General features: G+C 29.8%; 25 protein-coding genes and 1 tRNA gene. 10 read left to right on the top strand and 16 right to left on the bottom strand.

Annotation, left to right across the window (positions count from 1 at the left end):
- Positions 1 to 53 precede the first annotated feature (53 nt).
- The 10 genes from DIS07_RS11380 to pdxA form a co-directional block, all read right to left on the bottom strand.
- Complete coding sequence (locus DIS07_RS11380; RefSeq protein ID WP_109405384.1) at positions 54 to 758, bottom strand: LytR/AlgR family response regulator transcription factor; 705 nt, start codon at positions 756 to 758, stop codon at positions 54 to 56.
- 18 nt (positions 759 to 776) lie between these two features.
- Positions 777 to 1,091, bottom strand: coding sequence for an Hpt domain-containing protein (locus tag DIS07_RS11375; protein WP_109405383.1), 315 nt, complete (start codon positions 1,089 to 1,091; stop codon positions 777 to 779).
- 20 nt (positions 1,092 to 1,111) lie between these two features.
- Positions 1,112 to 1,519, bottom strand: a complete 408-nt coding sequence (locus DIS07_RS11370; protein WP_109405382.1) for a response regulator — start codon at positions 1,517 to 1,519, stop codon at positions 1,112 to 1,114.
- A 123-nt stretch (positions 1,520 to 1,642) separates the two neighbouring features.
- Positions 1,643 to 2,092 carry an Lrp/AsnC family transcriptional regulator gene (locus tag DIS07_RS11365; RefSeq protein WP_109405381.1) on the bottom strand — a complete coding sequence of 150 codons (450 nt, stop codon included), beginning with the start codon at positions 2,090 to 2,092 and terminating at the stop codon, positions 1,643 to 1,645.
- A gap of 89 nt (positions 2,093 to 2,181) precedes the next feature.
- Positions 2,182 to 3,522: an acetyl-CoA carboxylase biotin carboxylase subunit gene (gene accC, locus DIS07_RS11360; RefSeq protein WP_109405380.1), complete on the bottom strand. Its 1,341-nt coding sequence runs from the start codon at positions 3,520 to 3,522 to the stop codon at positions 2,182 to 2,184.
- A gap of 81 nt (positions 3,523 to 3,603) precedes the next feature.
- Positions 3,604 to 4,083, bottom strand: a complete 480-nt coding sequence (gene accB / locus DIS07_RS11355) for an acetyl-CoA carboxylase biotin carboxyl carrier protein (protein WP_109405379.1) — start codon at positions 4,081 to 4,083, stop codon at positions 3,604 to 3,606.
- A gap of 25 nt (positions 4,084 to 4,108) precedes the next feature.
- On the bottom strand, positions 4,109 to 5,104 hold the full coding sequence (locus DIS07_RS11350; RefSeq protein WP_109405378.1) for a beta-ketoacyl-ACP synthase III: 996 nt from the start codon (positions 5,102 to 5,104) through the stop codon (positions 4,109 to 4,111).
- A 153-nt stretch (positions 5,105 to 5,257) separates the two neighbouring features.
- Positions 5,258 to 5,452 (bottom strand): 50S ribosomal protein L32, encoded by a 195-nt coding sequence (gene rpmF / locus DIS07_RS11345; RefSeq protein ID WP_068361688.1) that lies wholly within the window; start codon positions 5,450 to 5,452, stop codon positions 5,258 to 5,260.
- A 1-nt stretch (position 5,453) separates the two neighbouring features.
- Entirely contained in the window at positions 5,454 to 5,990 is a 537-nt protein-coding gene (locus DIS07_RS11340; protein ID WP_109405377.1) for a YceD family protein, read from the bottom strand.
- Positions 5,991 to 6,061: 71 nt separating this feature from the next.
- Positions 6,062 to 7,096, bottom strand: coding sequence for a 4-hydroxythreonine-4-phosphate dehydrogenase PdxA (gene pdxA, locus DIS07_RS11335; RefSeq protein WP_109405376.1), 1,035 nt, complete (start codon positions 7,094 to 7,096; stop codon positions 6,062 to 6,064).
- Positions 7,097 to 7,155: 59 nt separating this feature from the next.
- On the opposite strand from pdxA, the gene DIS07_RS11330 reads away from it, so the two are divergent.
- Positions 7,156 to 7,740 carry a riboflavin synthase gene (locus tag DIS07_RS11330; RefSeq protein WP_109405375.1) on the top strand — a complete coding sequence of 195 codons (585 nt, stop codon included), beginning with the start codon at positions 7,156 to 7,158 and terminating at the stop codon, positions 7,738 to 7,740.
- On the opposite strand, the gene DIS07_RS15215 is transcribed toward DIS07_RS11330, so the two are convergent.
- The 3 genes from DIS07_RS15215 to DIS07_RS11315 all read right to left on the bottom strand — a co-directional run bounded on the left by DIS07_RS15215 (position 7,726) and on the right by DIS07_RS11315 (position 9,313).
- Positions 7,726 to 7,854, bottom strand: a complete 129-nt coding sequence (locus DIS07_RS15215; protein ID WP_262503139.1) for a PID-CTERM protein-sorting domain-containing protein — start codon at positions 7,852 to 7,854, stop codon at positions 7,726 to 7,728. The genes DIS07_RS11330 and DIS07_RS15215 overlap by 15 nt on opposite strands.
- Positions 7,855 to 8,170: 316 nt before the next feature.
- Positions 8,171 to 8,244: transfer RNA gene (locus tag DIS07_RS11320), tRNA-Ile, on the bottom strand.
- A 97-nt stretch (positions 8,245 to 8,341) separates the two neighbouring features.
- Positions 8,342 to 9,313, bottom strand: a complete 972-nt coding sequence (locus DIS07_RS11315; RefSeq protein ID WP_109405577.1) for a polyprenyl synthetase family protein — start codon at positions 9,311 to 9,313, stop codon at positions 8,342 to 8,344.
- A gap of 127 nt (positions 9,314 to 9,440) precedes the next feature.
- On the opposite strand from DIS07_RS11315, the gene DIS07_RS11310 reads away from it, so the two are divergent.
- The 5 genes from DIS07_RS11310 to DIS07_RS11290 all read left to right on the top strand — a co-directional run bounded on the left by DIS07_RS11310 (position 9,441) and on the right by DIS07_RS11290 (position 16,625).
- Complete coding sequence (locus tag DIS07_RS11310; protein ID WP_109405373.1) at positions 9,441 to 10,037, top strand: TetR/AcrR family transcriptional regulator; 597 nt, start codon at positions 9,441 to 9,443, stop codon at positions 10,035 to 10,037.
- Positions 10,038 to 11,369 (top strand): TolC family protein, encoded by a 1,332-nt coding sequence (locus DIS07_RS11305; RefSeq protein ID WP_109405372.1) that lies wholly within the window; start codon positions 10,038 to 10,040, stop codon positions 11,367 to 11,369. It abuts the gene before it with no gap.
- Between the two features lie 9 nt (positions 11,370 to 11,378).
- Complete coding sequence (locus tag DIS07_RS11300; RefSeq protein ID WP_109405371.1) at positions 11,379 to 12,551, top strand: efflux RND transporter periplasmic adaptor subunit; 1,173 nt, start codon at positions 11,379 to 11,381, stop codon at positions 12,549 to 12,551.
- Between the two features lie 8 nt (positions 12,552 to 12,559).
- A complete protein-coding gene (locus DIS07_RS11295) occupies positions 12,560 to 16,087 on the top strand; it encodes an efflux RND transporter permease subunit (RefSeq protein ID WP_109405370.1) in 3,528 nt (1,175 codons plus the stop codon).
- Between the two features lie 64 nt (positions 16,088 to 16,151).
- On the top strand, positions 16,152 to 16,625 hold the full coding sequence (locus DIS07_RS11290) for a regulatory protein RecX (RefSeq protein WP_109405369.1): 474 nt from the start codon (positions 16,152 to 16,154) through the stop codon (positions 16,623 to 16,625).
- A gap of 1 nt (position 16,626) precedes the next feature.
- On the opposite strand, the gene DIS07_RS11285 is transcribed toward DIS07_RS11290, so the two are convergent.
- Positions 16,627 to 17,145: a nuclear transport factor 2 family protein gene (locus DIS07_RS11285; RefSeq protein WP_109405368.1), complete on the bottom strand. Its 519-nt coding sequence runs from the start codon at positions 17,143 to 17,145 to the stop codon at positions 16,627 to 16,629.
- Complete coding sequence (locus DIS07_RS11280) at positions 17,146 to 17,745, bottom strand: hypothetical protein (RefSeq protein WP_146190729.1); 600 nt, start codon at positions 17,743 to 17,745, stop codon at positions 17,146 to 17,148. It lies immediately after the preceding gene.
- A 205-nt stretch (positions 17,746 to 17,950) separates the two neighbouring features.
- On the opposite strand from DIS07_RS11280, the gene DIS07_RS11275 reads away from it, so the two are divergent.
- From DIS07_RS11275 to DIS07_RS11260, 4 genes are all read left to right on the top strand, one after another.
- A complete protein-coding gene (locus tag DIS07_RS11275; protein ID WP_109405366.1) occupies positions 17,951 to 18,913 on the top strand; it encodes an NAD-dependent epimerase/dehydratase family protein in 963 nt (320 codons plus the stop codon).
- 108 nt (positions 18,914 to 19,021) lie between these two features.
- A complete protein-coding gene (locus DIS07_RS11270) occupies positions 19,022 to 19,633 on the top strand; it encodes a thioredoxin family protein (RefSeq protein ID WP_109405365.1) in 612 nt (203 codons plus the stop codon).
- Positions 19,634 to 19,727: 94 nt separating this feature from the next.
- Entirely contained in the window at positions 19,728 to 20,210 is a 483-nt protein-coding gene (locus DIS07_RS11265; protein ID WP_109405364.1) for an ABC transporter ATPase, read from the top strand.
- 20 nt (positions 20,211 to 20,230) lie between these two features.
- Entirely contained in the window at positions 20,231 to 21,901 is a 1,671-nt protein-coding gene (locus DIS07_RS11260) for an RluA family pseudouridine synthase (protein ID WP_109405576.1), read from the top strand.
- On the opposite strand, the gene DIS07_RS11255 is transcribed toward DIS07_RS11260, so the two are convergent.
- Positions 21,902 to 22,438: a hypothetical protein gene (locus tag DIS07_RS11255; RefSeq protein WP_109405363.1), complete on the bottom strand. Its 537-nt coding sequence runs from the start codon at positions 22,436 to 22,438 to the stop codon at positions 21,902 to 21,904. It lies immediately after the preceding gene.
- Between the last annotated feature and the right edge of the window lie 35 nt (positions 22,439 to 22,473).

Raw genomic sequence — 22,473 nt, 5'->3', positions numbered from 1 at the left:
CGACGAATGGGATTTTAATAAAGGTGAATGGGATTTTTCTGTCGGTGAAGGTTTTATAAAAGATTTAATCTTTTCATTAATTCTCCCTTATTAGATCTGCTAATAGGGATAACACTTTTCTGAATTACAACACTGTTATCTTCTATATCTACGATTTCTGAAATATTAATCACAAAAGAACGGTGAATTCTAATAAATAAAGAAGAAGGTAATTTATCTTCAATTTTTTTTAGTGTCGAGTGAACAATGTAATTTTTCTGTGCAGTTTTAATGCTAATATAATCTCCTTTAGCTTCTATATAATAAATATCAGGTATATTAATTTTAACTAGCCTTCTATCTACACTCACATAGATAAAACTATTCTCATCTTTAGAAGTAGTTTCTTTAGCAGAAACTTTAACTGTCTCAAAATTTGATAGTTTGTGTAGTGATTTTTCAAACCTTTCCTTAGTAATAGGTTTCACTAAATAATCAACTACACATTCATACTCAAAAGCTTCTAAGGCAAAGTTTTTGTCAGATGTAGTAAGTACTATTTTAGGTGGAGATTTTAGGGTCTGAATAAAATCGAAACCAGAAAAACTTGGCATATGAATATCTAAAAATATAACATCGATATCATTAGAATTTAAATATTTAATTGCATTAATTGCAGATTCAAATTCCTCTATAACAGTAACCTGATTAGAGTTATTACATAACTGCCTTATAATTAGTCTAGCAGTAGCATCATCATCTATTATTATACAATCCATAGTAATTTAGAGGTAAATTTAACTCCCTAAATATACATGAATTTTATCAAGAATATTTAAAAAGTTAGAATTTAGTTTGGTTTTTCCATTTCTTAACTCTTTTTCAAATGCAGAAGCTACTTTTAAGCTTTTAGTCATTCCAAGAATGCTAATTTTATGTTTTATTTTATGAACATTATTAGCCGCTTCTTGGTAGTTTTTGGCTTGAAAGTTATTTTTAAAGAGGGTGAACTCTTCTGGAAACTCTTTTTTTAAAACCAATAAAATACTTTCTTCAAAAGCTAAATCACCTCCTGAGAGTTCTTTTATGTAATTTAAATTAGGAGATTCCATCTTAGTAAATCGAATATAAATTATGAAATAAGTTCATTTCTTTTCCAATATTTAAGCAATGATACAACTTTCTTCGAATATTTAGAAAAACTAGCTGGTTTTGTAAAGTAACCAGAAATTCCATATTCGTAACATTTTTTTAAATGATTTTTGTCTTGAGAGTTAGACATAATAATCATTGGAATATTTTTTATCCTATTGATATTTCTAACACTTTTAAGAAGCTCTAAACCATCCATTTTTGGCATTTGCAAATCTGATATTACTATATCAAAAGAATTTTCAGTGTTATTTAAAAACTCTAAGGCTTCATTACCATTTTCGGCTTCCAAAATAGAACAAGAAAAATTATTCTTTTCACAAACCTGTTTAAACTTCATTCTTTCTATAGCATCATCATCAATTAGTAAAATAGAGAGGGATTTCATTTATTACAACAATTATTTCTTTTACAATGTAAAAATGAACTAAAAAAAAGAAGTAGAGATAAAACTTAGTTTATCTGTTTAAAAAACTCGTTAAACGGTAAAATAATTATGGTTAACTTTATTTTATATATGTATTTGTCTATCAATTTGTTGCTCTAAAGAAATAAAAGTTTCAATTTTAGATACTCCTTTTATCTGTTGAATTTTAGTTTCTAAAATGCGTATTAAATCTTGATTATTCTTACACATTATTTTTATAAAAATTGAATAATCACCAGTGGTATAATGACTTTCAAGTACTTCTGGAATTTCTTTTAGCCTTTTAATTATTGATGATAAAACTGCTACTGGCTCTAAATGAATCCCTACAAAAGAAGTTGTATCATAACCAATTGATGAATGATTAATTTTCATATGATACCCATGAATCAACTTTGCTTTCTCTAATTTTCTTAACCTCTGATGAATTGCAGCCCCAGATATACCCACTTCTCTAGCAATTGTTAAAATAGGAATTCTAGCATCTTTTACTAAACTTCTGATTATTTTCTTGTCGATTCCGTCTATTTTCATCTTTCTATCTTTAACCTTAAAGATAAAAAAAATAGAGAACACTTAACGTATTCTCTATTTTTAATATAATTTTAAAACTAAATCTTTACTTAAGATTGCATTTCGAAATCTTCCATAAACTTAGTCGTATAATTTCCAGAAACATAATCTGGGTGATCCATTAATTGTCTATGAAAAGGTATAGTTGTTTTTATTCCTTCAATTACAAATTCATCTAAAGCTCGTTTCATTTTATTAATTGCTTCTTCTCTAGTTTGAGCAGTAGTAATCAATTTAGCAATCATAGAATCATAATTTGGAGGTATCATATATCCTGCATAAACATGCGTATCTATTCTAACTCCATGACCTCCTGGGGCATGAAAAGTAGTTATTTTTCCAGGTGCTGGTCTAAAATTATTATAAGGATCTTCTGCATTAATTCTACATTCTATAGAGTGCATTTGCGGGTAATAATTCTTTCCTGAAATTGGAACTCCAGCAGCAACTAGAATTTGCTCTCTAATCAAATCATAGTTTACAACTTCTTCTGTAATTGGGTGCTCTACTTGAATACGAGTATTCATTTCCATAAAGTAGAAGTTTCTATGTTTATCAACTAAAAACTCTACTGTTCCAGCACCTTCATATTTAATATATTCAGCAGCTTTTACAGCAGCTTCTCCCATTTTATCTCTTAGATTATCCGTCATAAAAGGAGAAGGTGTTTCTTCTGTTAATTTTTGATGACGTCTCTGAACAGAACAATCTCTTTCTGATAAATGGCAAGCTTTTCCGAATGAATCCCCTACAATTTGAATCTCAATATGTCTAGGCTCTTCAATCAGCTTTTCCATATACATATCATTATTACCAAAAGCAGCTTTACTCTCTTGTCTTGCAGATTCCCATGCATCTTTTAAATCTTCTGGCTTCCATACAGCACGCATTCCTTTACCACCACCACCAGCAGAAGCTTTTAACATCACAGGATAACCTGTTTCTATTGCTAATTTTTCACATTCTTCAAAATCGGCAATAACACCTTCAGACCCTGGTACACATGGCACTCCAGCTGCAATCATAGTAGATTTTGCATTGGCTTTGTCTCCCATTTGGTCTATCATTTTTCCGGATGCACCAATAAATTTAATATTATGCTCTTCACACAAATTAGAAAATTTAGCATTTTCAGATAAAAATCCGTAACCAGGATGAATTGCATCTGCATTAGTAATTTCTGCAGCGGCAATAATATTAGGCATTTTCAAATACGATTCAGAACTTGGAGCGGGGCCAATACAAACCGCTTCGTCTGCAAATCTAACATGCAAACTTTCTTCATCTGCTTTAGAATAAACAGCTACAGTTTTTATGCCCATTTCTCTACAGGTTCTAATAACACGAAGTGCTATTTCACCTCTATTGGCAATTAATATTTTTTTGAACATAATTTAAGAGTATTAAATGATGAGTTTTGAGTTTTGAGCTAGAAAATCTAAAATCTGAACTCTAAAAATATAAACTCTTTATTATGAAGGATCAACTAAAAATAAAGGTTGATCAAACTCTACTGGAGAAGAATCATCTACTAAAACTTTAACAATTTTACCAGAAACTTCAGATTCTATCTCATTAAATAATTTCATTGCTTCGATAACACATACTGTATCACCAACACTAATATCTGAACCTACTTCTACAAAATTTGGTTTATCTGGAGATGGTTTTCTATAAAAAGTACCAATGATTGGAGACTTTACAGTAATATACTTAGAATCATCATTCTCTACTTTTGGAGCAGCTGGCTCAACCGGAGTTGCTACTTGTGTAGGTGCTACAGGTGCTGCTTGTGGCATATTAGCTATTGGTGCAGCTTGAACAATAGTTGTTTCTGTTTTTCCAGAACCCGTTCTAATTGTAATTTTTACATCTTCCATTTCTAACTTAACCTCGCTTGCGCCAGATTTTGCTACAAATTTTATAAGATTTTGAATTTCTTTAATATCCATGTTTCTTATTATTTAGTTGTTGAATTTATGAATTATATGCCCATTTAACGAAAGCAGCTCCCCAAGTAAAACCACCGCCAAATGCAGCAAAAATTAAATTATCTCCTTTTTTTAATTGATTTTCGTAATCTGCCAATAAAAGTGGTAAAGTTGCTGAAGTTGTATTTCCATATTTATGGATATTCATCATTACTTTTTCACCAGAAACTCCTACTCTATTTGCGGTAGCTTCAATTATTCTTTTATTTGCCTGATGGGCTACTAACCATTGTATGTCTGCTTCTGTAAGATTATTTCTAGTTAACATTTTTTCTGCAACATCCGCCATATTAGAAACCGCATATTTAAATACTGTTCTACCTTCTTGGTAAACATAATGCTTTTTCTGCTCAACAGTTTTAATGGTTGGTGGCATTAAAGAACCTCCAGCTTCTATTCTTAAAAAATCTCTACCAATTCCATCACTTCTTAAAAATTCATCTTGCAAACCTAAACCTTCTGTATTAGGTTCAAATAATGCAGCTCCTGCTCCATCTCCAAAAATAATACAAGTTGCTCTATCTTTATAATCGATAATTGATGACATTTTATCGGCACCAATTAACAACACTTTCTTATATCTACCTGACTCAATATAGCTTGCTGCCGTAGACATTCCATACAAAAAGCTTGAACATGCAGCTTGTAAATCATAACCAAAAGCATTTGTAGCTCCTATTTCCGATGCTACATAAGCTGCTGTAGAAGCAACTGGTAAATCAGGCGTTGCAGTAGCAACTATTACCAAATCTATTTCTGATGCTTGTGTTGAAGATTTCTGAAGCAATTCTTCAGCTGCTTTAATAGCCATATAAGAAGTACCTAAACCTTCTCCTTTTAAAATTCTTCTTTCTTTGATCCCTGTTCTTGTGGTAATCCACTCATCATTTGTATCTACAAAGGTTTCCAACTCTTTGTTGGTTAATACATACTCAGGAACATATTTCCCTACTGCTGTAATTGCTGCAGTGATTTTAGTCATAATAGTGGTTTAATATCTAAAAATTTAGAATAGTCAAAAGTAATGAAAATTATTTCACCTTTTACGGCAAAATTAACCTATTCGTGTAAGTTTTGCCTAAAAAACGCAAAAAAACCCTCAAAAATGAGGGTTTTTTACAATCTTTTTAATTGTTTATGCTTCTGCTGCTGCTGATTCTAATACTACCTGACCTCTGTAGTATAATTTACCTTCATGCCAGTGAGCTCTGTGGTATAAATGCGCTTCTCCTGTAGTTGGATCTGTAGCAATTTGTTGAGCTGATGCTTTATAATGTGTTCTCCTTTTATCTCTTCTTGTTTTAGATATCTTTCTTTTAGGATGTGCCATTTTATGTCTTTTTTTCTGTTATTAAATTCTTTAATTTATCCCATCTAGGGTCTGTTTCTTCAACAGCTTTTTTTTCTTTTATTTCTAATTCTTTTAACTTATTTAATGCTTTCGACTCCATTGTCCCATCTAATACACCTGGATGAACTCTTTTATTTGGTACTGATAAAACTATCATTTCATAAATAAACTGAGCCACATTAAATTCATAAGCTTCATGAGGTAAAATTAAAATTTCCTCATTATCATCATTAAATTCTGGTCCAAATTTTACAACTAAAGGTAAATTTGAATCTATTTCTTGATTATAAAATTCACTAGTAACATCACATGGCACTTCTACAAAACCTTTAGCTGTAAAAGTTAACTCGAATAATGTACTCTTTTTTATAAAATCTAATGATACTTTAATTGATGAACTATTATACTCATCAAAATTGTAAGTTTCAAAGAACGCATTGTCAATTTCATATTCAAATAAATGACTTCCTTCTTTTAATCCTACAAACTGTATGTTGAATTGCTTTAAGTCTTTCATTACCAAACATCAATTGAGCGTGCAAAGATATAAAAAAATATTATTTTACAATCTTTTCTTTAAAAAGAATTTTACTTCACTAAAAGCCGATTTTTTGTGAGTTCTATATATTCTTTTCTAACATTAAAAACTTGAATAGCAGTAAATAATGCTTCTTTAAAAGATGATGGGTTTGCTAAGTTTTTACCAGCAATATCAAAACCAGTTCCATGATCTGGAGAAGTTCTAACCTCTTTAAGTCCTGCGGTATAATTTACACCGTTTCCAAAAGACAAAGCCTTAAAAGGTGCTAAACCTTGATCGTGATAAGTTGCTAAAACACCATCAAACTGTTTGTATGTTTCTGAACCAAAAAAACCATCAGCCGCGTAAGGTCCATACACTAACTTACCTGATGCTGCAATTTCTTCTATTGTTGGTTTTATTATTTCATCGTCCTCTTTACCAATTACCCCCTTATCTCCACAGTGAGGATTCAAAGCTAAAACAGCAATTTTTGGTTTATTAATTCCAAAATCTTGACACAATGAATTATGCATTGTAAATACTTTTTCCTTGATTAACTCTGGAGTTATAGATTCTGCAACTTTAGAAATAGGAATATGACCTGTTATTAAACCAATTCTTAATTTATTAGTCATTAAAATCATTAAGCTTTTTCCTTCTAAATTTGCTTCTAAGTACTCGGTATGTCCTGGAAAATTAAAATCCTCTGATTGGATTGTTTCTTTATTAATTGGCCCCGTTAATAAAACATCTACTTTACCCTCTTTTAGACTCTTAACTGAAGAAGTTAAAGATTTAGCTGCATATAATCCAGATACTTTAGTGGCTTTCCCTAAGTCTATTTCAACTTCTTCTTTCCAAATATTCATAATATTTATTTTATTACGATTTATTTGATTAAGAGAAGTAATCCCATGTACAGGAACCTCTAATTTTAAGGCTTTTTTATGATATGAAACTACTTTAGTACTTCCAAATATAACAGGAGTACAAAAATCCAACATTCTCTTATCTTGGAAGGTTTTAAGAATTACCTCTACTCCAATTCCATTTAAATCTCCAATTGAAATACCAACTATAATTTTATCAGATTTATCCATAGTAACTCTTGTATTATTCTTATTTTTGAATAGCACAAAAGTAATTAAAATTTACACATATGTTTACTGGAATTATAGAAACGATTGGGACAATAACAAATATTATAAAAGAAGATAGTAATATACATTTAACTGTTAAAAGTAATTTTACAAACGAGTTAAAAATAGATCAAAGTATTGCGCACAATGGCGTCTGTTTAACAGTTGTTAATATTAAAAATGACAAATACACTGTTACGGCAATAAAAGAGACAATTGACAAGACTAATATTGGAAATCTTTCTATTTCAAATTCTATAAATTTAGAAAGAGGAATGAAATTAGGAGATCGTTTGGACGGCCATATTGTCCAAGGACATGTAGATCAAACTGCAGTTTGTACAGAAATTTCCCCACAAAATGGAAGTACTTTTTTTACTTTTAAATACGATTTTTCGCACAAGAATATCACGATAGAAAAAGGATCAATTACGGTTAACGGAGTAAGCTTAACTGTAGTAAACTCGAAAATTAACGAATTTAGTGTAGCTATAATACCTTATACTTTAGAAAATACAACATTCAAAAACATCAAAGTGGGAGATAATGTTAATTTAGAATTCGATGTAATTGGTAAATATGTTAGCAGATTAGCTACTCTTTAATTTTCTGTAACCGTAAAGAATTCCTGAAAATAACAACAAAGCTATTCCCCCGTCAATAGGAAGACCAGGTGGTGGTGGTGGTGGTACAGGTGGTGGTACCACTTGACTACTCATAACACTAGTAAATATAAGCATTATAAAAAATGCTAAATAATTTCTTTTCTTCATTTTATATCCCCCCAGATTAAAATTTTGAAATCTTTTTTATTTATTTTTGCAAATATAAGGTTATTATATTAAAAATAAATATCTATTTTGGTAAAGCAGTACAAAATTCGCTTCAGTTTACAAATATAGAGTAAAAAGCCTTTACGTTAAAAAATTAATCCTTTTTTAATAAAAAATGTTCTCAATTTAGAACAGATTTATCCAAATGCAGTTTTTAAATAATTAAAAAAACCTTGATAATTTTAAATTATCAAGGTTTTAGTGGTCCCACATGGACTCGAACCATGGACCACCTGATTATGAGTCAGGTGCTCTAACCAACTGAGCTATAGGACCTTTATTAATTAATAATTCTATAAAAAATTATAATTAATATTGTGGCTGCAAATGTACTATTTATTTTAAATTATTTGCAAATAAATTATAACAATAATTACACCGATCTATTCATTAACCAAAGTCCAAAGTTTTTTAAACCTGCTTTGTTTTCTTTTGATAGATTCATGGTTGAAAGTGTATCAAAAGCTTTTTCAGTATAAATTTTAATTTGTTCTTTTATTAAAAGAGGAATATCGTTTAACTCAAAAATTCGAGTTACTTCAGAAACTTTAACAGAGTTATCTTCTAATTTTTGATTGTAAAAAAATTGCAACTTTTCTTTATCATCTTTATTAGCAACCTCTAAAGCCTTTATATATAAAAATGTTTTTTTATTTTCAATAATATCTCCTCCTACTTGTTTTCCAAAGGTTTCTGGGTTTCCAAAAGTATCTAAATAGTCATCTTGTAATTGAAATGCCAAACCTAAATTTAAGCCAAAATCATAAATTAAATTTGCATTTTCATCAGATGTTTTTGCTACTATTGCTCCCATCTTTAATGCTGCTGCTACTAAAACTGATGTTTTTAAGCGAATCATATTAATATATTCATCAATAGTAACATCTTTTCTAGTTTCAAAATCGACATCTAGCTGTTGACCATCACATACTTCTAAAGCTGTCTTACTAAATAATTGTGCTAATTTTTGAAAAACCTTTGGCTCATAGTTCTCAAAATATTGGTATGCTAAAATCAACATAGCGTCGCCAGAGAGAATACCGGTATTTATGTCCCATTTTTCATGCACAGTTTCTTTCCCTCTCCTTAAAGGAGCATCATCCATAATATCATCATGGATTAAAGTGAAATTATGAAAAACTTCAATAGCAAGTGCTGCTGGCATCGCTTTGCTATAATCATCAGAAAAAATATCTGATGCCATTAAAGTTAAAATAGGTCGCATTCGCTTACCTCCTAATTTAATAATATAATCAATAGGTTGGTACAAGTTTTTAGGTTCGCGCACCCATTTCTTTGATTCTAAATAGTCTATAAAGTCCTTTTGATAATTTAAAATGTCCAAATCTGTATTTTTTTGTAAAAATAATGCAATACTTTTTCTCTTTTTCAAAGAAATGTTAAAAAATCGATAAAACTATGGAAACTTTTATTGTTTCTTGAGTTTCCGTTTGTACATTTGCATTATAATTATGAAAGAAAAAATAATAAAAAAGGCAAGCGAGTTATTCTTAAACTTAGGTTTTAAGAGTGTAACAATGGATGATATTGCAAAAGAATTAGGTATTTCAAAAAAAACATTGTACAAGTATTTTAATAACAAACAGAGTTTAGTAGAGGAAACTACATCAACAATCCATAACTCTTGTTTTTTAGCTATAGAAACAATTACTGAACAAGGTTTTAACGCTATTAAAGAAAATTTTGAAATTAAAAAAATGTTTAGAGAAATGTTTCAAAATGCATCATCATCACCAATTTATCAGTTAAAAAAATATTACCCAAAGATTCATGAAAAAACAATGCAAAAAGAAATGGTGATGTTTTCAGAATGCTTAAAAAAAAATGTTGAAAAAGGGATAGTTGAAGGATATTATAGAAATGACATTAATATTGAGTTAGTGACAAAATTTTATTTTTCACTAGTATTTAGCATTCATGAAAACACTATAGAAAACTACAAAATTCCAAAATTAGAACAAGATGTTTTGGCTTACCATACTAGAGCAATTGCTACTAAAAGAGGATTATTAGAATTAGAAAAACAATTAAAAAACAACCAAATATAAATGAATAAATATTTATACTTTTTTTGTTTTTTCTTAATATCTGCTAAAATTACTGCACAAGAAAAAACAATTAAACTCTCGCTAAAAGAAGCTATAAATTATGCCCTTGAGAACAGTTACAATACCAAAGCAGCTAGAAAAGATATTTCTTCTGCAAAAGAGAAAGTTTGGGAAACTACCACTATTGGCTTACCTCAAATAAATGCTAAAGTAGATTACCAAAACTTCTTAAAACAACCAATAAGTGTTGCAGACATTAATGGAGATGGTATTGATGAAGAGTTTGTTTTTGGAACAAAACAAAACCTAAATGCTTCTATTACTTTAAGTCAATTATTATTTGATGGTTCTTACCTAGTAGGTTTACAAGCCTCTAGAACATATCTGAAGATTTCTAAGCAAGCTCAAGAAAAAACAGAACTATTAACTCGAGAGGCTGTTATTAATGCATATGGTAATGTTCTCGTATCAGAAAACAGTATAGCAATACTTGAAGGGAACGTTAAAATACTTCAAAAAAATTATAATGATGCTAAGAAAATTTATGAGAATGGATTGAATGAAGAAGAAGATGTAGAACAGTTAGAAATTACATTAGGAAATTTAAAAAGTCAATTAAATAGCGTAAAGCGAATGAAAGATATTGCATATCAAATGTTAAATCTCGCTTTAGGAAACCCTATCAATACTAAATTAATTTTAACAGATTCGTTAGATTCGTTAGCTATTGGAAATATTAATTTGAATTTAATTTCAACTGCTTTTAATGTAGACAATCATATTGATTACAAAATCGCTGAAAACGATAGAGAGTCTAAAAGGTTAATGATGCGTTTGGAGCAAAGTAAAGCGTTACCAAGTTTAACCGCTTTTATCAACTATGGAACGCAGGCTTTCTCTAATTCATTTACTTTTTTTGAAAACGAACAACGTTGGTTTCAGTCTTCTCTTTTTGGTGTAAGTCTAAATGTTCCTATTTTTAGTAGCTTAGGAAGAACTGCAAAAACAACACAAGCAAAAATTGCTCTTGAAACAGCAGATTTACGCTTAGAAGAAACCAAACAAAGACTAAATCTTCAAGTAAAAAAGGCTAAAAGCGATTATCAATTAAGTATTGAAAATTATAACACAGCAAAGAAAAATGTAAAACTTGCTGAGCGTATCGAAAAAAAGCAACGAATAAAGTTTTTTGAAGGAATTTCATCAAGCTTCGATTTATTACAAGCTCAAAACCAATTATACACACAGCAGCAAAGTTATATTCAATCTATGTTAGATGTTATTGCAAAAAAAGCTGCTTTAGAAAACGCACTAAACCTACCAATTAAATAATCAACAACAATGAGAACATTATATTCAATATTAATCATCACCCTAGTTTTTATCTCATGTGGAGAGAAAAAAGAAACTTCTCTAGAAGATTTAGTGATTTCTGGAACCCTGAAAGAGCTAAATGCTAAAAAGAAAGAAATTAGTAAAAAACTAGAAACTATTACTAAAGATTTAGAAACTATTAACCAAGCAATCTCTAAAAAAGACACCGTTAAGAAACTTCCACTGATTACAACTTTTACAGCTAAATCAGAAGTTTTTACACATTTTTTAGAAGTACAAGGAAATGTGAAAACGAAACAAAATATCTTAATTTATCCTGAAATGCCGGGGGTTTTGCAAAGCATTTATGTAAAAGAAGGGCAAAAAGTAAATAAAGGACAATTGTTAGCTACTATCGATGATGGTGGCTTAAGCAATCAAGTAGCACAATTAGAAGCAACTTCTCAATTAGCAAAAACCACTTACGAACGCCAAAAACGTTTGTGGGAACAAAAAATTGGTTCAGAAATTCAATTTTTACAAGCAAAAACCAATTACGAAGCACAAAAAAACACACTTAAACAATTAAAAAAGCAACAAGCAAAAGCATCTATTATCGCCCCTTTTACAGGAGTTATAGATGATGTAATTAAAGAACCAGGAACGGTAATAGCCCCTGGGCAAGGTTCTGAAATATTTAGAATTGTAAACTTGAATAATATGTATGTAGAGGCAGAAATTCCTGAAAGGTATATTTCAAGTATTACAAAAAACAAAAAAGTGAACGTAAAATTTCCTGTTTTAGGAGAATCGGTAACAAGTTCTATAAGACAAGTAGGTAGCTTTATTAACCCAAACAATAGATCATTTAAAGTAGAAATCCCTGTTTCAAACAAAAGTGGAAATGTAAAACCAAACTTAACTGCTAAACTCCAAATTAACGATTACACCAACAAAAGTGCAATTTTAATTCCACAAAGTATTATTTCTGAAAACTCAAAAGGAGAGCAGTTTGTATATATCATTAAAGATAAAAACCACAACAATGAAGCAATTTCAGAAAAACTGGTTATTAAAACTGGTAAAACACAAGGAAACTTAATTGAAGTTTTAGAAAATTTACCTGCAGGAACAGAAATTATTGAAGAAGGAGCACGTAGCGTAAACAATGGGCAAACTGTAAAAGTTATCAATAAATAAACCTTACAATGGCAAAACAACAAAAGAAAGTAGATAAAGAGTTTAAACTATCTTCTTGGGCAATTGGTAACAAAACTACCATATACGTAATAATGGCAGTGTTATTTTTCTATGGTATTAGTGCTTATTTTAGTATGGCTAGAGAAAATTTTCCAGAAGTAAAAGAGACTAAAATATATATTAGCACATTATACCCTGGCAATACTGCCGAGGATATTGAAAAACTAATTACTGACCCTTTAGAGGATAAGGTTAAAACTGTTAGTAATGTCGTTGAAGTTACCTCTACCTCTCAAGAAGATTATTCTATGGTGATTGTAGAATTTGACGAAAACATTACTGTAGAATTAGCAAAACAAAAGATTAAAGACGAAATAGATACTGAAACCTCAAGTGAAGATTGGCCAACATTTAACGGTGCAAAAGTAGAACCAAATGTATTTGACTTAAGCCTTTCTGAAGAAATGCCAATCTTAAACATAAATATATCTGGTGATTATCCTGTTTATAAACTTAAAGAATTTGGAGAATATCTTCAAGATGAAATTGAAGATTTAACAGAAATTAAAAAGGCTGATATTAGAGGAGCACAAGATAAAGAAGTTGAAGTTGCTGTTGATGTCTATAAAATGATGGCTAACAAAGTAAGTTTTAACGATATCACTTCAGCCATCGGTAATGGAAATGTTACAATGTCTGCAGGTAACTTTATTGCAAGCGGACAAAGGAGAACGATAAGAATTTTAGGAGAAATTGAAAAACCAAATGCACTAAATAATTTTGTAATCAAATCAGAATTTAATAATCCTATTTACCTTAAAGATGTTGCTACTGTTACTTTTAAAGATAAAGACAAAACCACTTATGCAAGAGAATTTAACACAAAATCTCAGAAATATGAAGCGGTAGTAATGCTAGATGTAAAAAAGCGAGCAGGAAAAAACATGGTAGCTGCTGCTGAGAAAATTCAAAAAATTGTTGATGATGCAGTAAAAAATTATTTCCCAAAAGATTTAAAAGTTACAATTACCAACGACCAATCTCCAAAAACAATTGGACAAGTGGATGATTTAGTAAATAACATCATTTTTGGAGTAATTTTAGTGGTAACCGTTTTAATGTTTTTCTTAGGATTCAAAAACGCCGTTTTTGTAGGTTTTGCAATACCAATGTCTATGTTTATGTCTTTGATGATCTTAAATATGTTAGGCTATACAATGAACACAATGATTCTTTTCGGATTAATTATGGGACTTGGAATGTTGGTGGATAATGGAATTGTGGTCGTCGAAAACGTCTACCGTTTGATGGATGAGGAAGGAATGAACAGAATTGAAGCTGCAAAAAAAGGAATTAGTGAAATTGCTTTTCCAATTATCATTTCTACAGCAACAACAGTTGCTGCTTTTATCCCTTTAGGGTTATGGCCAGGAATGATGGGTGATTTTATGATTCTATTACCTATAACTTTATCTACAGTATTAGGTTCATCTTTACTAGTTGCTATTTTTTTTAACTCTGTATTGGTATCACAATTTATGAGTGTAGAAGATAAAAATATGCCTGCAAAACGAATCATAATTATGACAATTATTATGGTTGGCTTAGGTCTCATAGTATACTTTACAGCAGGTTCATATAGTGCTTTAGGTACTTTAATGATTTTTACAACAATATTGCTTTGGATATATCGATTATTTCTAAGAAATTGGGCAAATGGTTTCCAAAATAAAATTTTACCACTTTTAGAAAATTGGTATGAAAAACGATTAAAAAGTGCTTTAACAGGTTGGACACCTTATATCTTAATTGGGTTAACCTTTGGGTTGTTATTTGCAGCATTTGCCAGTTTTGGATGGTCTTTGAAAGAGCAAAGAACAAAAGTTGAGTTTTTCCCAGACAATAAACCAAATCAAATTATTGTTTATATCGAATATCCAGAAGGGACAGATATCGAGAAAACCAACGAAATCACGAAACAAATAGAGAAAAAAGTATCTACTATCCTATACGATAATGATTACATGGACGGAAATCACAATTTTATGATAGAAAGTGTGGTATCTCAAGTTGGTGAAGGCGCAGGAAACCCACAAACAGATGGAGGTTCGGCTGCTGAAATGCCTCATAAAGGTAAAATTACTGCCTCTATGAGAGAATATAAATATAGAAGAGGGTTAGATAGTGAATTAATGCGCCAAAGAGTTCAAGCTGGTTTGGTAGGAATTTATCCTGGAGTTTTAATTTCTGTCGAAAAAGACGCAAATGGGCCACCTGTTGGAGCCCCTATTAATATCGAAATTCAGGGTAATGATTATGCAGAATTAATAACTACTGCCCAAAGAATGCGAGATTTCATCAACACAAAAAGTATCTCTGGAATTGATGAATTAAAAATTGATGTAAACAGAGATAAACCTGGAATGCAAGTTATTGTTGACCGTAAAAAAGCTGGAGAATTAGGAGTCTCTACTGGTCAAGTCGGACAACAATTAAGAGCTTCAATTTTCGGAAACAAAGCGGGTGTTTACAAAGAATCTGGTGAAGATTATGACATTTATGTTCGCTTTAAAAAAGAAGATAGATACAACAAAAGTGCTGTATTTAATCAGAATATAATCTTTAGAGATATGGCTTCTGGTAAGATAAAAGAAATTCCAGTTTCTACAGTAGCTACTCAAAAAAATAACTCGGGTTTTAGTGCAATTAAGCATAAAAAACTAAAAAGAGTCGTTACCGTCTATTCTGCATTATCTCCAGGAGAAACAGATGCCGGAGCTGTAGTAAATAAGATTAGAGATGAGATGAAAAACTTTAAAAACCTGCCTAAAGGAATTAAAATTGATTATACTGGTCAGTTAGAAGAACAAGAGAAACAAATGAAATTCTTAGTGGGTGCTTTTTTCTCAGGGCTAGCCCTAATTTTCTTTATTTTAATTTTCCAGTTTAATTCGGTTTCTAAACCTGGAATTATAATGTTGGCTATCTTTTTAAGTTTCATAGGAGTTTTTGGTGGATTAGTAATTTCTGGAGCACCTTTTGTAATTATGATGACCATGATGGGAATAATTTCATTAGCAGGAATTGTAGTAAACAATGGCGTAGTACTTTTAGATTATGCACAACTATTAATAGATAGAAAAAAAATAGAATTCAATTTAAGTGAAGATGAGTATTTACCAAGAAAAGAATTGTTTGATAGTATTGTAAAAGCTGGTAGAGCACGTTTACGCCCAGTATTGTTGACAGCAATTACAACTATTTTGGGATTAATTCCATTAGCAATTGGTTTAAACATTAATTTCTTCACTTTGTTTAGTGAATTTAACCCTCATATCTATTTTGGAGGAGACAATGTTATTTTCTGGGGTCCATTAGCTTGGACAGTTATTTATGGACTATTTATTGCCACTTTTTTAACATTAATAGTGGTTCCAATATTATTTTATCTAATTACTAGGTTTAAAATGTGGTTAAAAGGAAACAAAAGTGAGGAAAAACAAACATTAACCAAACAAATTCAAGAAATTGGATAATAATTATTCTTATAATAAAGGGATGAACTTCTTAAGGTTTCATCCCTTTTTGTATTTTTGATATATGCTACAAAAACCTTCTTTTACTGTTGATGAAATTAAACGAAAATTAGAACAATATTGCGTTTATCAAGACAGATGTCATAAAGAAGTGGAGCAGAAAATGAGAGAATACAACCTTATTCCCGAAGCAAAAGAAATGATTCTTTTGAGTTTATTAAAAGACAATTTCTTAAATGAAGAACGCTTTGCTAAAAGTTTTGCACGTGGAAAATTCAGAATAAAAAACTGGGGAAAACAACGTATTGTTAGAGAACTGAAATTTAGAGACATTTCTGCTTACAATATAAAAACCGCGCTTAAGGAAATAGAAGAAGATGAGTATTTAAAAACTATTTATAGAATTACAGAAAATAGAAACGAAATAATTTCTGATACCAATCAATTTAAAAGAAAGAAAAAGTTAATTGATTTTTTAATGAGAAAAGGATATGAATCTGAATTGATTTACAAAACCGTAAATGAAATTGTTTCTTAACTTATTTGAATTGACTTCTAAAGATAGAATCGTTTTTATGTGTAATTCTAACTACTTCATTCATATTATCATTCGGAATTGGAACCGACAAAACGTAATGCTTAATTTTCCATTGGTTTCCTTTCTTTTCTAAAACTCCAGATCCTCTAAACGTACCCCTTTTGGTATCTAAATTCTCATCGAACCATGCAAAATCTCTAGAATCTGATATATATAAATTTCTTTCTAGGACTTTAAAATTCCAAGCTTTACCATTATCAAAATGAGGTTTGCTATAGGTTTCAAATTTTTTTTTATTCCAATTTTCAGTAGCATCAGTACCTATAAAAACTGATATACTGTCCATTACACCAAAATAATCACTAAAGTTCGCTTTAGATGCCGCTTCATGCCAATGGTCTAAAACAGCATTAACATTTTCTTTTACTAACACTTTTGTTTGAATTGATGCAACAATTTTATCTTGTTTACAACTTGTAAACAAAAATAAAGTTATTAAAACGAGTGCTAAATTTTTCATTTATTGCTTTGTTTTAATGGGTACTTTTTTTTGCTTTTTAATTTTTTCTATGCTATTATTTTTTATAGATTTTTTGGTAATGGTATCCATCTTGGTACTATCTATCCCAACAAAATCGAAATCTACATCTATTGCAGCTTCAAATCTTTTTTTTGAGTACAAAGTATTTACTTTTGAGTTTATTGCGGAAAAAGCCTGAATCGTTTTATCTACTTGTTCATTAATTTCTTTAGCACTAATTGCAGGAATAAAAGTAATATCTGCTAATCTTAAAGTTTCATTATAAAAAACATTAAGTCTAGCCATAAAAGAAGGAATCAAAAACATTTTTGGTTTTACACTATCTTTTAAACTTTTGGTCAAATCTCTTAGTTGCAGAGCGTTACTTAAAGCTTCGTTAGGAGAAACCTCTTTAAATTTCTCAATAAAATCGGCTACGGAGTTAAACTCTTTCCAATCTTTAATACTGTCTTTAAATTCTGGATGAATTGCTTCTAATTTTACATGTTTCTTAACAATACTCAGCAATGGTTTTTGTTGTTGAATTGCATTAGCTTTTTCTGTTTTATCTAAACCACAGGCGTAGAATAATATGAACACTAAAAAAAAATAAACTAGGTTTTTCACATCTTCAATTAAAGCTCAAAAATACATAAATAAAAGACATTACTTATAGTTTTAAGAAAACACTAACAGAATACGTGTTTTTATTTAAAATTTTAACATATTTTTATTTAAAGTATTTTATTTTACGAATAATAAAAATAAGTACCTTTGTTTTTGATTATACTATAATTTTACTTTTATGAAGGAAACATTATTAATCTTAGGTGCAAGCGGACAAATAGGCATTGAGCTTACTCAGAAACTGCGTAAAATTTATGGTAACAATAATGTTATTGCTTCTGATATTAGAAAAGGTAATGAAGAGATGATGTCTTCTGGTCCTTTTGAGATTATTGATGCTACTGATAAAGAAACCATTTTATCGGTAATTCAAAAATATAAAGCTACACAAATTTATTTATTAGCAGCGATGTTATCTGCCACTGCAGAACAACATCCACAAAAAGCTTGGCATTTAAACATTAACTCTCTTTTAGCTGTCCTAGATTTAGCTAAAGAAAAGCACATAAACAAAGTATATTGGCCAAGTTCTATTGCAGTTTTTGGACCTACAACTCCAAAACTAAACACTCCACAGTTCACTGTAATGGAACCTTCTACTATTTATGGAATCAGTAAATTAGCTGGTGAATTTTGGTGTAATTATTATCACGAAAAATATGGAGTAGATATTAGAAGCTTACGCTACCCTGGTATTATTTCTTGGAAATCTAAACCAGGAGGTGGTACAACAGATTATGCAGTAGATATTTATTTTAAAGCTTTAGAAAAAGGAAGTTATAATTGTTTTTTATCAGAAAACACTCGCTTACCAATGATGTATATAGATGATGCTCTTAATGCTACTGTACAACTGATGCAAGCTAAAAAAGAAGATATTAAAATAAGAACTTCATACAATTTAGCTGCAATTAGTTTTTCTCCTAAAGAAATAGTTTCCGAAATAAAAAAACATATCCCAGATTTTAAAATCTCTTATAATCCAGACTTTAGGCAAGCTATTGCAGATAGTTGGCCTCAATCGATTAATGATGATTATGCTAGAAAAGATTGGAATTGGAAACATCAATTTAATCTATCTTCCATGACGACAGATATCATTAAAAACTTAAAAAAGAATTTGTTAAAAGAGTTCATGTAAGGATTCTAATTTTAAACGTCTATACGTATGTAAAAGCTTACTTTTATGTAACTAAAGTTACTTATAAAAATAGGTTTTAAAAGTATTTTTGTATTAAAAATCAACATGATGAAAAGCATTATAGAAAAGAGCTTAAAAAACACCCTAACATACCAAGAATATATAAACTTAGTAAAAGACCTATTGGCTGAAGGTAAATCTACAGGTCATCAACAATCTGAGGCATTAACCAATTATAGTATGCTTAATGATAGAAGAATGAAACGGTTGGATAAAACCATTAAAATTAACGAAGAAACTTCTAATACAATTAAGGCAATTACCGAACCTCAAACTTGGTTAATAATCACTGAAGGATGGTGTGGTGATGCTGCCCAAAACATACCCGTAATCAATAAAATAGCATCTCTTTCTGATAATATAGACTTACAATTGGTTTTGAGAGATGATCATGAAGAATTGATGAATTTATTTTTAACAAATGGCGGTAGAGCTATCCCAAAATTAATAGCTCTAGATAGCAACAATAATGTCATTGATACTTGGGGACCTAGACCTACAACTGCTACAAAAATGGTTGCAGATTATAAAGCCAAACATGGAAGTTTAGATGCAGACTTTAAACAAAATTTACAAGTTTGGTACAATAAAGATAAAGGGAAAGATGTTCAAAATGATTTCATTGAAATTGTTAAAAACATTGAAATAAAAGAAGTCTAAAACAAACTTCTAGTTACAAAATACAAAACCACAAATTGAAATTCAGTTTGCGGCCTTTTCTTTTCTGTATATTTGCCAAGAAAAATACATTTAAATGTTTGTTGATTATTCCAAAATTCCAGATGATGCTAAAATTTGGATTTATCCTTCTAGCAGAAAATTTTACAACACCGAAATTGAAGTAATAGAAAATAAAATTGCAGCATTTATTACTTCATGGAAATCTAATGATGAAGATTTTAAAGCTTCTTATCAATTTTTGCACAATCGATTTATCATTCTTTTTGCTGATGATGAAAAATCAATTCTTACCAATTCAGATATTGATGCATCTGTTTCTTTTATTCTAAAATTACAAGAAGAATATGAAGTGGAATTACTAGACAAAATGAACGTTTGTTTTAAACAAGGTAAATTTGTTCAGTATAAAGAATTAAAAGATTTTAAAAAACTTTTAAAAGACAAAGCGGTAACAGGAAAAACTATCATTTTTGACAATTTGATAACTACTAAGCAAGATTTTGAAAATTACTGGAAAGTTACTGTAGAGGACAGTTGGTACAACCGATTTTTATAATTTTTATAATCTCTTTTACATTGAACTATTTTCAAGATTTTAAAACCGATGTTTCTAGAGAAACTCTCCCTGAAAAGTTCACTTTTCCTTTTTATTATGAACCACATTTTCTTGCAAAAACTGCTGCAGAAGAGTTGCAAGATTATTTAAAAAAACAAAACGATTTTGCACATAATTTTGGGTTAGATGAAAACAAAAACGGAATTGCAATTGGTAAAATGTTTGGAGTTTTAGTTGTTAAAAGCAAAAAAGGTAAACTAGGGTATCTTGCAGCTTTTTCTGGAAAATTAGCAGATCATAGTTTACCAAAAAAATTTGTTCCTCCCGTTTTTAACATGAGAACAGAAGGTAGTTTTTTTGTAAAAGGTGAAAGTGAAATTGATCAAATTAATGTAAAACTAGCACTTATTAAATCTGATGCAAATTACATCGCTTTAAAAAAATCAGAAAAAAAATTAAGAAAAGAAATTAGCAAAGACTTAAAAGTTCAAAAAAAGAAATTAAAAGCATTTAAAACAGAACGAAAAATTAGAAAAAAAGAAGCCGCTACTATTTTAAATAAAACCGAATTTAAAAAACTAATAAAAAAGTTAGAGCAAGAGAGTTACAACGATCAATTTTTTATGCGAGAACTTCAAGAATATTATGCTCTTAAACTTGAAAAAGTTTCTAAAAAAGTTCAAGTATTTGAGAATGAAATTTTAACCTTAGAAAATAAAAGAAAGCAAAAATCTAATTATTTACAACAAACACTTTTTAGTAAATACACATTTATAAACGCTCAAAAAGAACGCAAAAGTTTATTGGCTATTTTTAATGACCCTAATATAAAACCACCTGCCGGATCAGGTGAATGTGCTGCTCCTAAATTATTAAACTATGCTTTTGCCAACCATTTAAAACCTATAACAATGGCGGAGTTTTGGTGGGGAATTTCTCCAAATTCAGCCGTAAGAAGACATCAAAACTATTACCCCGCTTGCCAAAGTAGGTGTAAACCTATTTTATCGCATATGTTAAGAGGTTTACCAATAGATAAAAATCCTTTATTAGAAAGTTTATCTGAAAAACTAGAACTTCCTATTATTTACGAAGATGATGTTTTAATTGTAATAAACAAACCCGCAGAGTTCTTATCTGTTCCTGGAAAAAAAATTAAAGATTCCGTTTACACAAGAATTCAAGAAAAATATCCACATGCTACAGGACCAATAATTGTACATCGATTAGATATGTCTACCTCTGGAATTTTACTACTGACTAAAACAAAAGAAGCTAACACTTTTTTACAAAATCAGTTTATTAAAAGAACCATAAAAAAGAAATATGTAGCCTTATTAGATGGTGTTTTATCTGAAAAAAGGGGAATAATTAAACTCCCTCTCCGTGTAGATTTAAATGACAGACCTAAACAGTTGGTTGATTATAAATACGGAAAATCAGCCAAAACAAAATGGGAAATTGTTAAAATAGAAAACAACAAAACTCGAATTCATTTTTACCCTATTACCGGTAGAACCCATCAATTACGTATACATTCTGCTCATAAAAACGGATTAAATTTACCTATTATTGGAGATGATTTGTATGGAAAAAAAGCAAATAGATTACATCTTCATGCTTCTTCTATAGAGTTTATACATCCATTAACAGAAAAAAAAATGAGTTTTACAGTTGATGCTGATTTTTAACTAGAAAAAAATAAATCCAACCCCTAAAGAAACACTATCTAATCTATTATTTTCAAAACCCAAAATAGCTTTTCTATGAAAATCTAATCGGATAATTGTATTCCATCTTCCATTTCCAGCTGATTGAGTTCCTATACCAAAACTATAATATTTTCCATCTGAATATCTTGATGATAGACGCCACATTTTACCATAGCTAGTTTCAAGAAAGAAGGCATTATCATTCTTCTCTGAAATATTAAACCGTAAACTACCATATGTTGGAATTGCACTTACAGCATAGTTCCAATGATAATCTAATCCTAGATTAAAACTTAACCCAACTCTTTTCTTAAACTCGTATCCAAAACCTGTTCTAAAAAAAATCCCTGTGGGAATTAAAAAAGGTTCATCATCATCAGTATTTAAGGTATAATACTCATTTATAGCTAAAGTTAAATTTGCGCCACCTGTAAAAAATGGTTTTCCAAATCGTTCCTGTGATAACAACTGTATAGACAACAATAGAGTTATACTTAGTAGTAATGTTTTTTTCATAAAATAGTTTTGGTAAATTGTTATTTCTCAAAAAC

Origin of the sequence: Polaribacter aquimarinus (genome assembly GCF_003129485.1) — a bacterium.
In the GTDB taxonomy this organism is placed as follows: Bacteria; Bacteroidota; Bacteroidia; order Flavobacteriales; family Flavobacteriaceae; genus Polaribacter; species Polaribacter aquimarinus.
This window is presented reverse-complemented; position numbering and strand designations above follow the sequence as displayed.

Bases quoted from the DNA above. Each gene is read 5' to 3' on its own strand.
- DIS07_RS11270 (WP_109405365.1), top strand. From the start codon at position 19,022: ATGAAAAGCATTATAGAAAAGAGCTTAAAAAACACCCTAACATACCAA.
- DIS07_RS11295 (WP_109405370.1), top strand. From the start codon at position 12,560: ATGGCAAAACAACAAAAGAAAGTAGATAAAGAGTTTAAACTATCTTCT.
- DIS07_RS11305 (WP_109405372.1), top strand. From the start codon at position 10,038: ATGAATAAATATTTATACTTTTTTTGTTTTTTCTTAATATCTGCTAAA.
- DIS07_RS11380 (WP_109405384.1), bottom strand. From the start codon at position 758: ATGGATTGTATAATAATAGATGATGATGCTACTGCTAGACTAATTATA.
- accB (WP_109405379.1), bottom strand. From the start codon at position 4,083: ATGGATATTAAAGAAATTCAAAATCTTATAAAATTTGTAGCAAAATCT.
- DIS07_RS11340 (WP_109405377.1), bottom strand. From the start codon at position 5,990: ATGAAAGACTTAAAGCAATTCAACATACAGTTTGTAGGATTAAAAGAA.
- pdxA (WP_109405376.1), bottom strand. From the start codon at position 7,096: ATGGATAAATCTGATAAAATTATAGTTGGTATTTCAATTGGAGATTTA.
- DIS07_RS11370 (WP_109405382.1), bottom strand. From the start codon at position 1,519: ATGAAATCCCTCTCTATTTTACTAATTGATGATGATGCTATAGAAAGA.
- DIS07_RS11255 (WP_109405363.1), bottom strand. From the start codon at position 22,438: ATGAAAAAAACATTACTACTAAGTATAACTCTATTGTTGTCTATACAG.
- DIS07_RS11365 (WP_109405381.1), bottom strand. From the start codon at position 2,092: ATGAAAATAGACGGAATCGACAAGAAAATAATCAGAAGTTTAGTAAAA.
- DIS07_RS11350 (WP_109405378.1), bottom strand. From the start codon at position 5,104: ATGACTAAAATCACTGCAGCAATTACAGCAGTAGGGAAATATGTTCCT.
- DIS07_RS11285 (WP_109405368.1), bottom strand. From the start codon at position 17,145: ATGAAAAATTTAGCACTCGTTTTAATAACTTTATTTTTGTTTACAAGT.
- accC (WP_109405380.1), bottom strand. From the start codon at position 3,522: ATGTTCAAAAAAATATTAATTGCCAATAGAGGTGAAATAGCACTTCGT.
- DIS07_RS11300 (WP_109405371.1), top strand. From the start codon at position 11,379: ATGAGAACATTATATTCAATATTAATCATCACCCTAGTTTTTATCTCA.
- DIS07_RS11330 (WP_109405375.1), top strand. From the start codon at position 7,156: ATGTTTACTGGAATTATAGAAACGATTGGGACAATAACAAATATTATA.
- rpmF (WP_068361688.1), bottom strand. From the start codon at position 5,452: ATGGCACATCCTAAAAGAAAGATATCTAAAACAAGAAGAGATAAAAGG.
- DIS07_RS11290 (WP_109405369.1), top strand. From the start codon at position 16,152: ATGCTACAAAAACCTTCTTTTACTGTTGATGAAATTAAACGAAAATTA.
- DIS07_RS11375 (WP_109405383.1), bottom strand. From the start codon at position 1,091: ATGGAATCTCCTAATTTAAATTACATAAAAGAACTCTCAGGAGGTGAT.
- DIS07_RS11310 (WP_109405373.1), top strand. From the start codon at position 9,441: ATGAAAGAAAAAATAATAAAAAAGGCAAGCGAGTTATTCTTAAACTTA.
- DIS07_RS11275 (WP_109405366.1), top strand. From the start codon at position 17,951: ATGAAGGAAACATTATTAATCTTAGGTGCAAGCGGACAAATAGGCATT.
- DIS07_RS11265 (WP_109405364.1), top strand. From the start codon at position 19,728: ATGTTTGTTGATTATTCCAAAATTCCAGATGATGCTAAAATTTGGATT.
- DIS07_RS15215 (WP_262503139.1), bottom strand. From the start codon at position 7,854: ATGAGTAGTCAAGTGGTACCACCACCTGTACCACCACCACCACCACCT.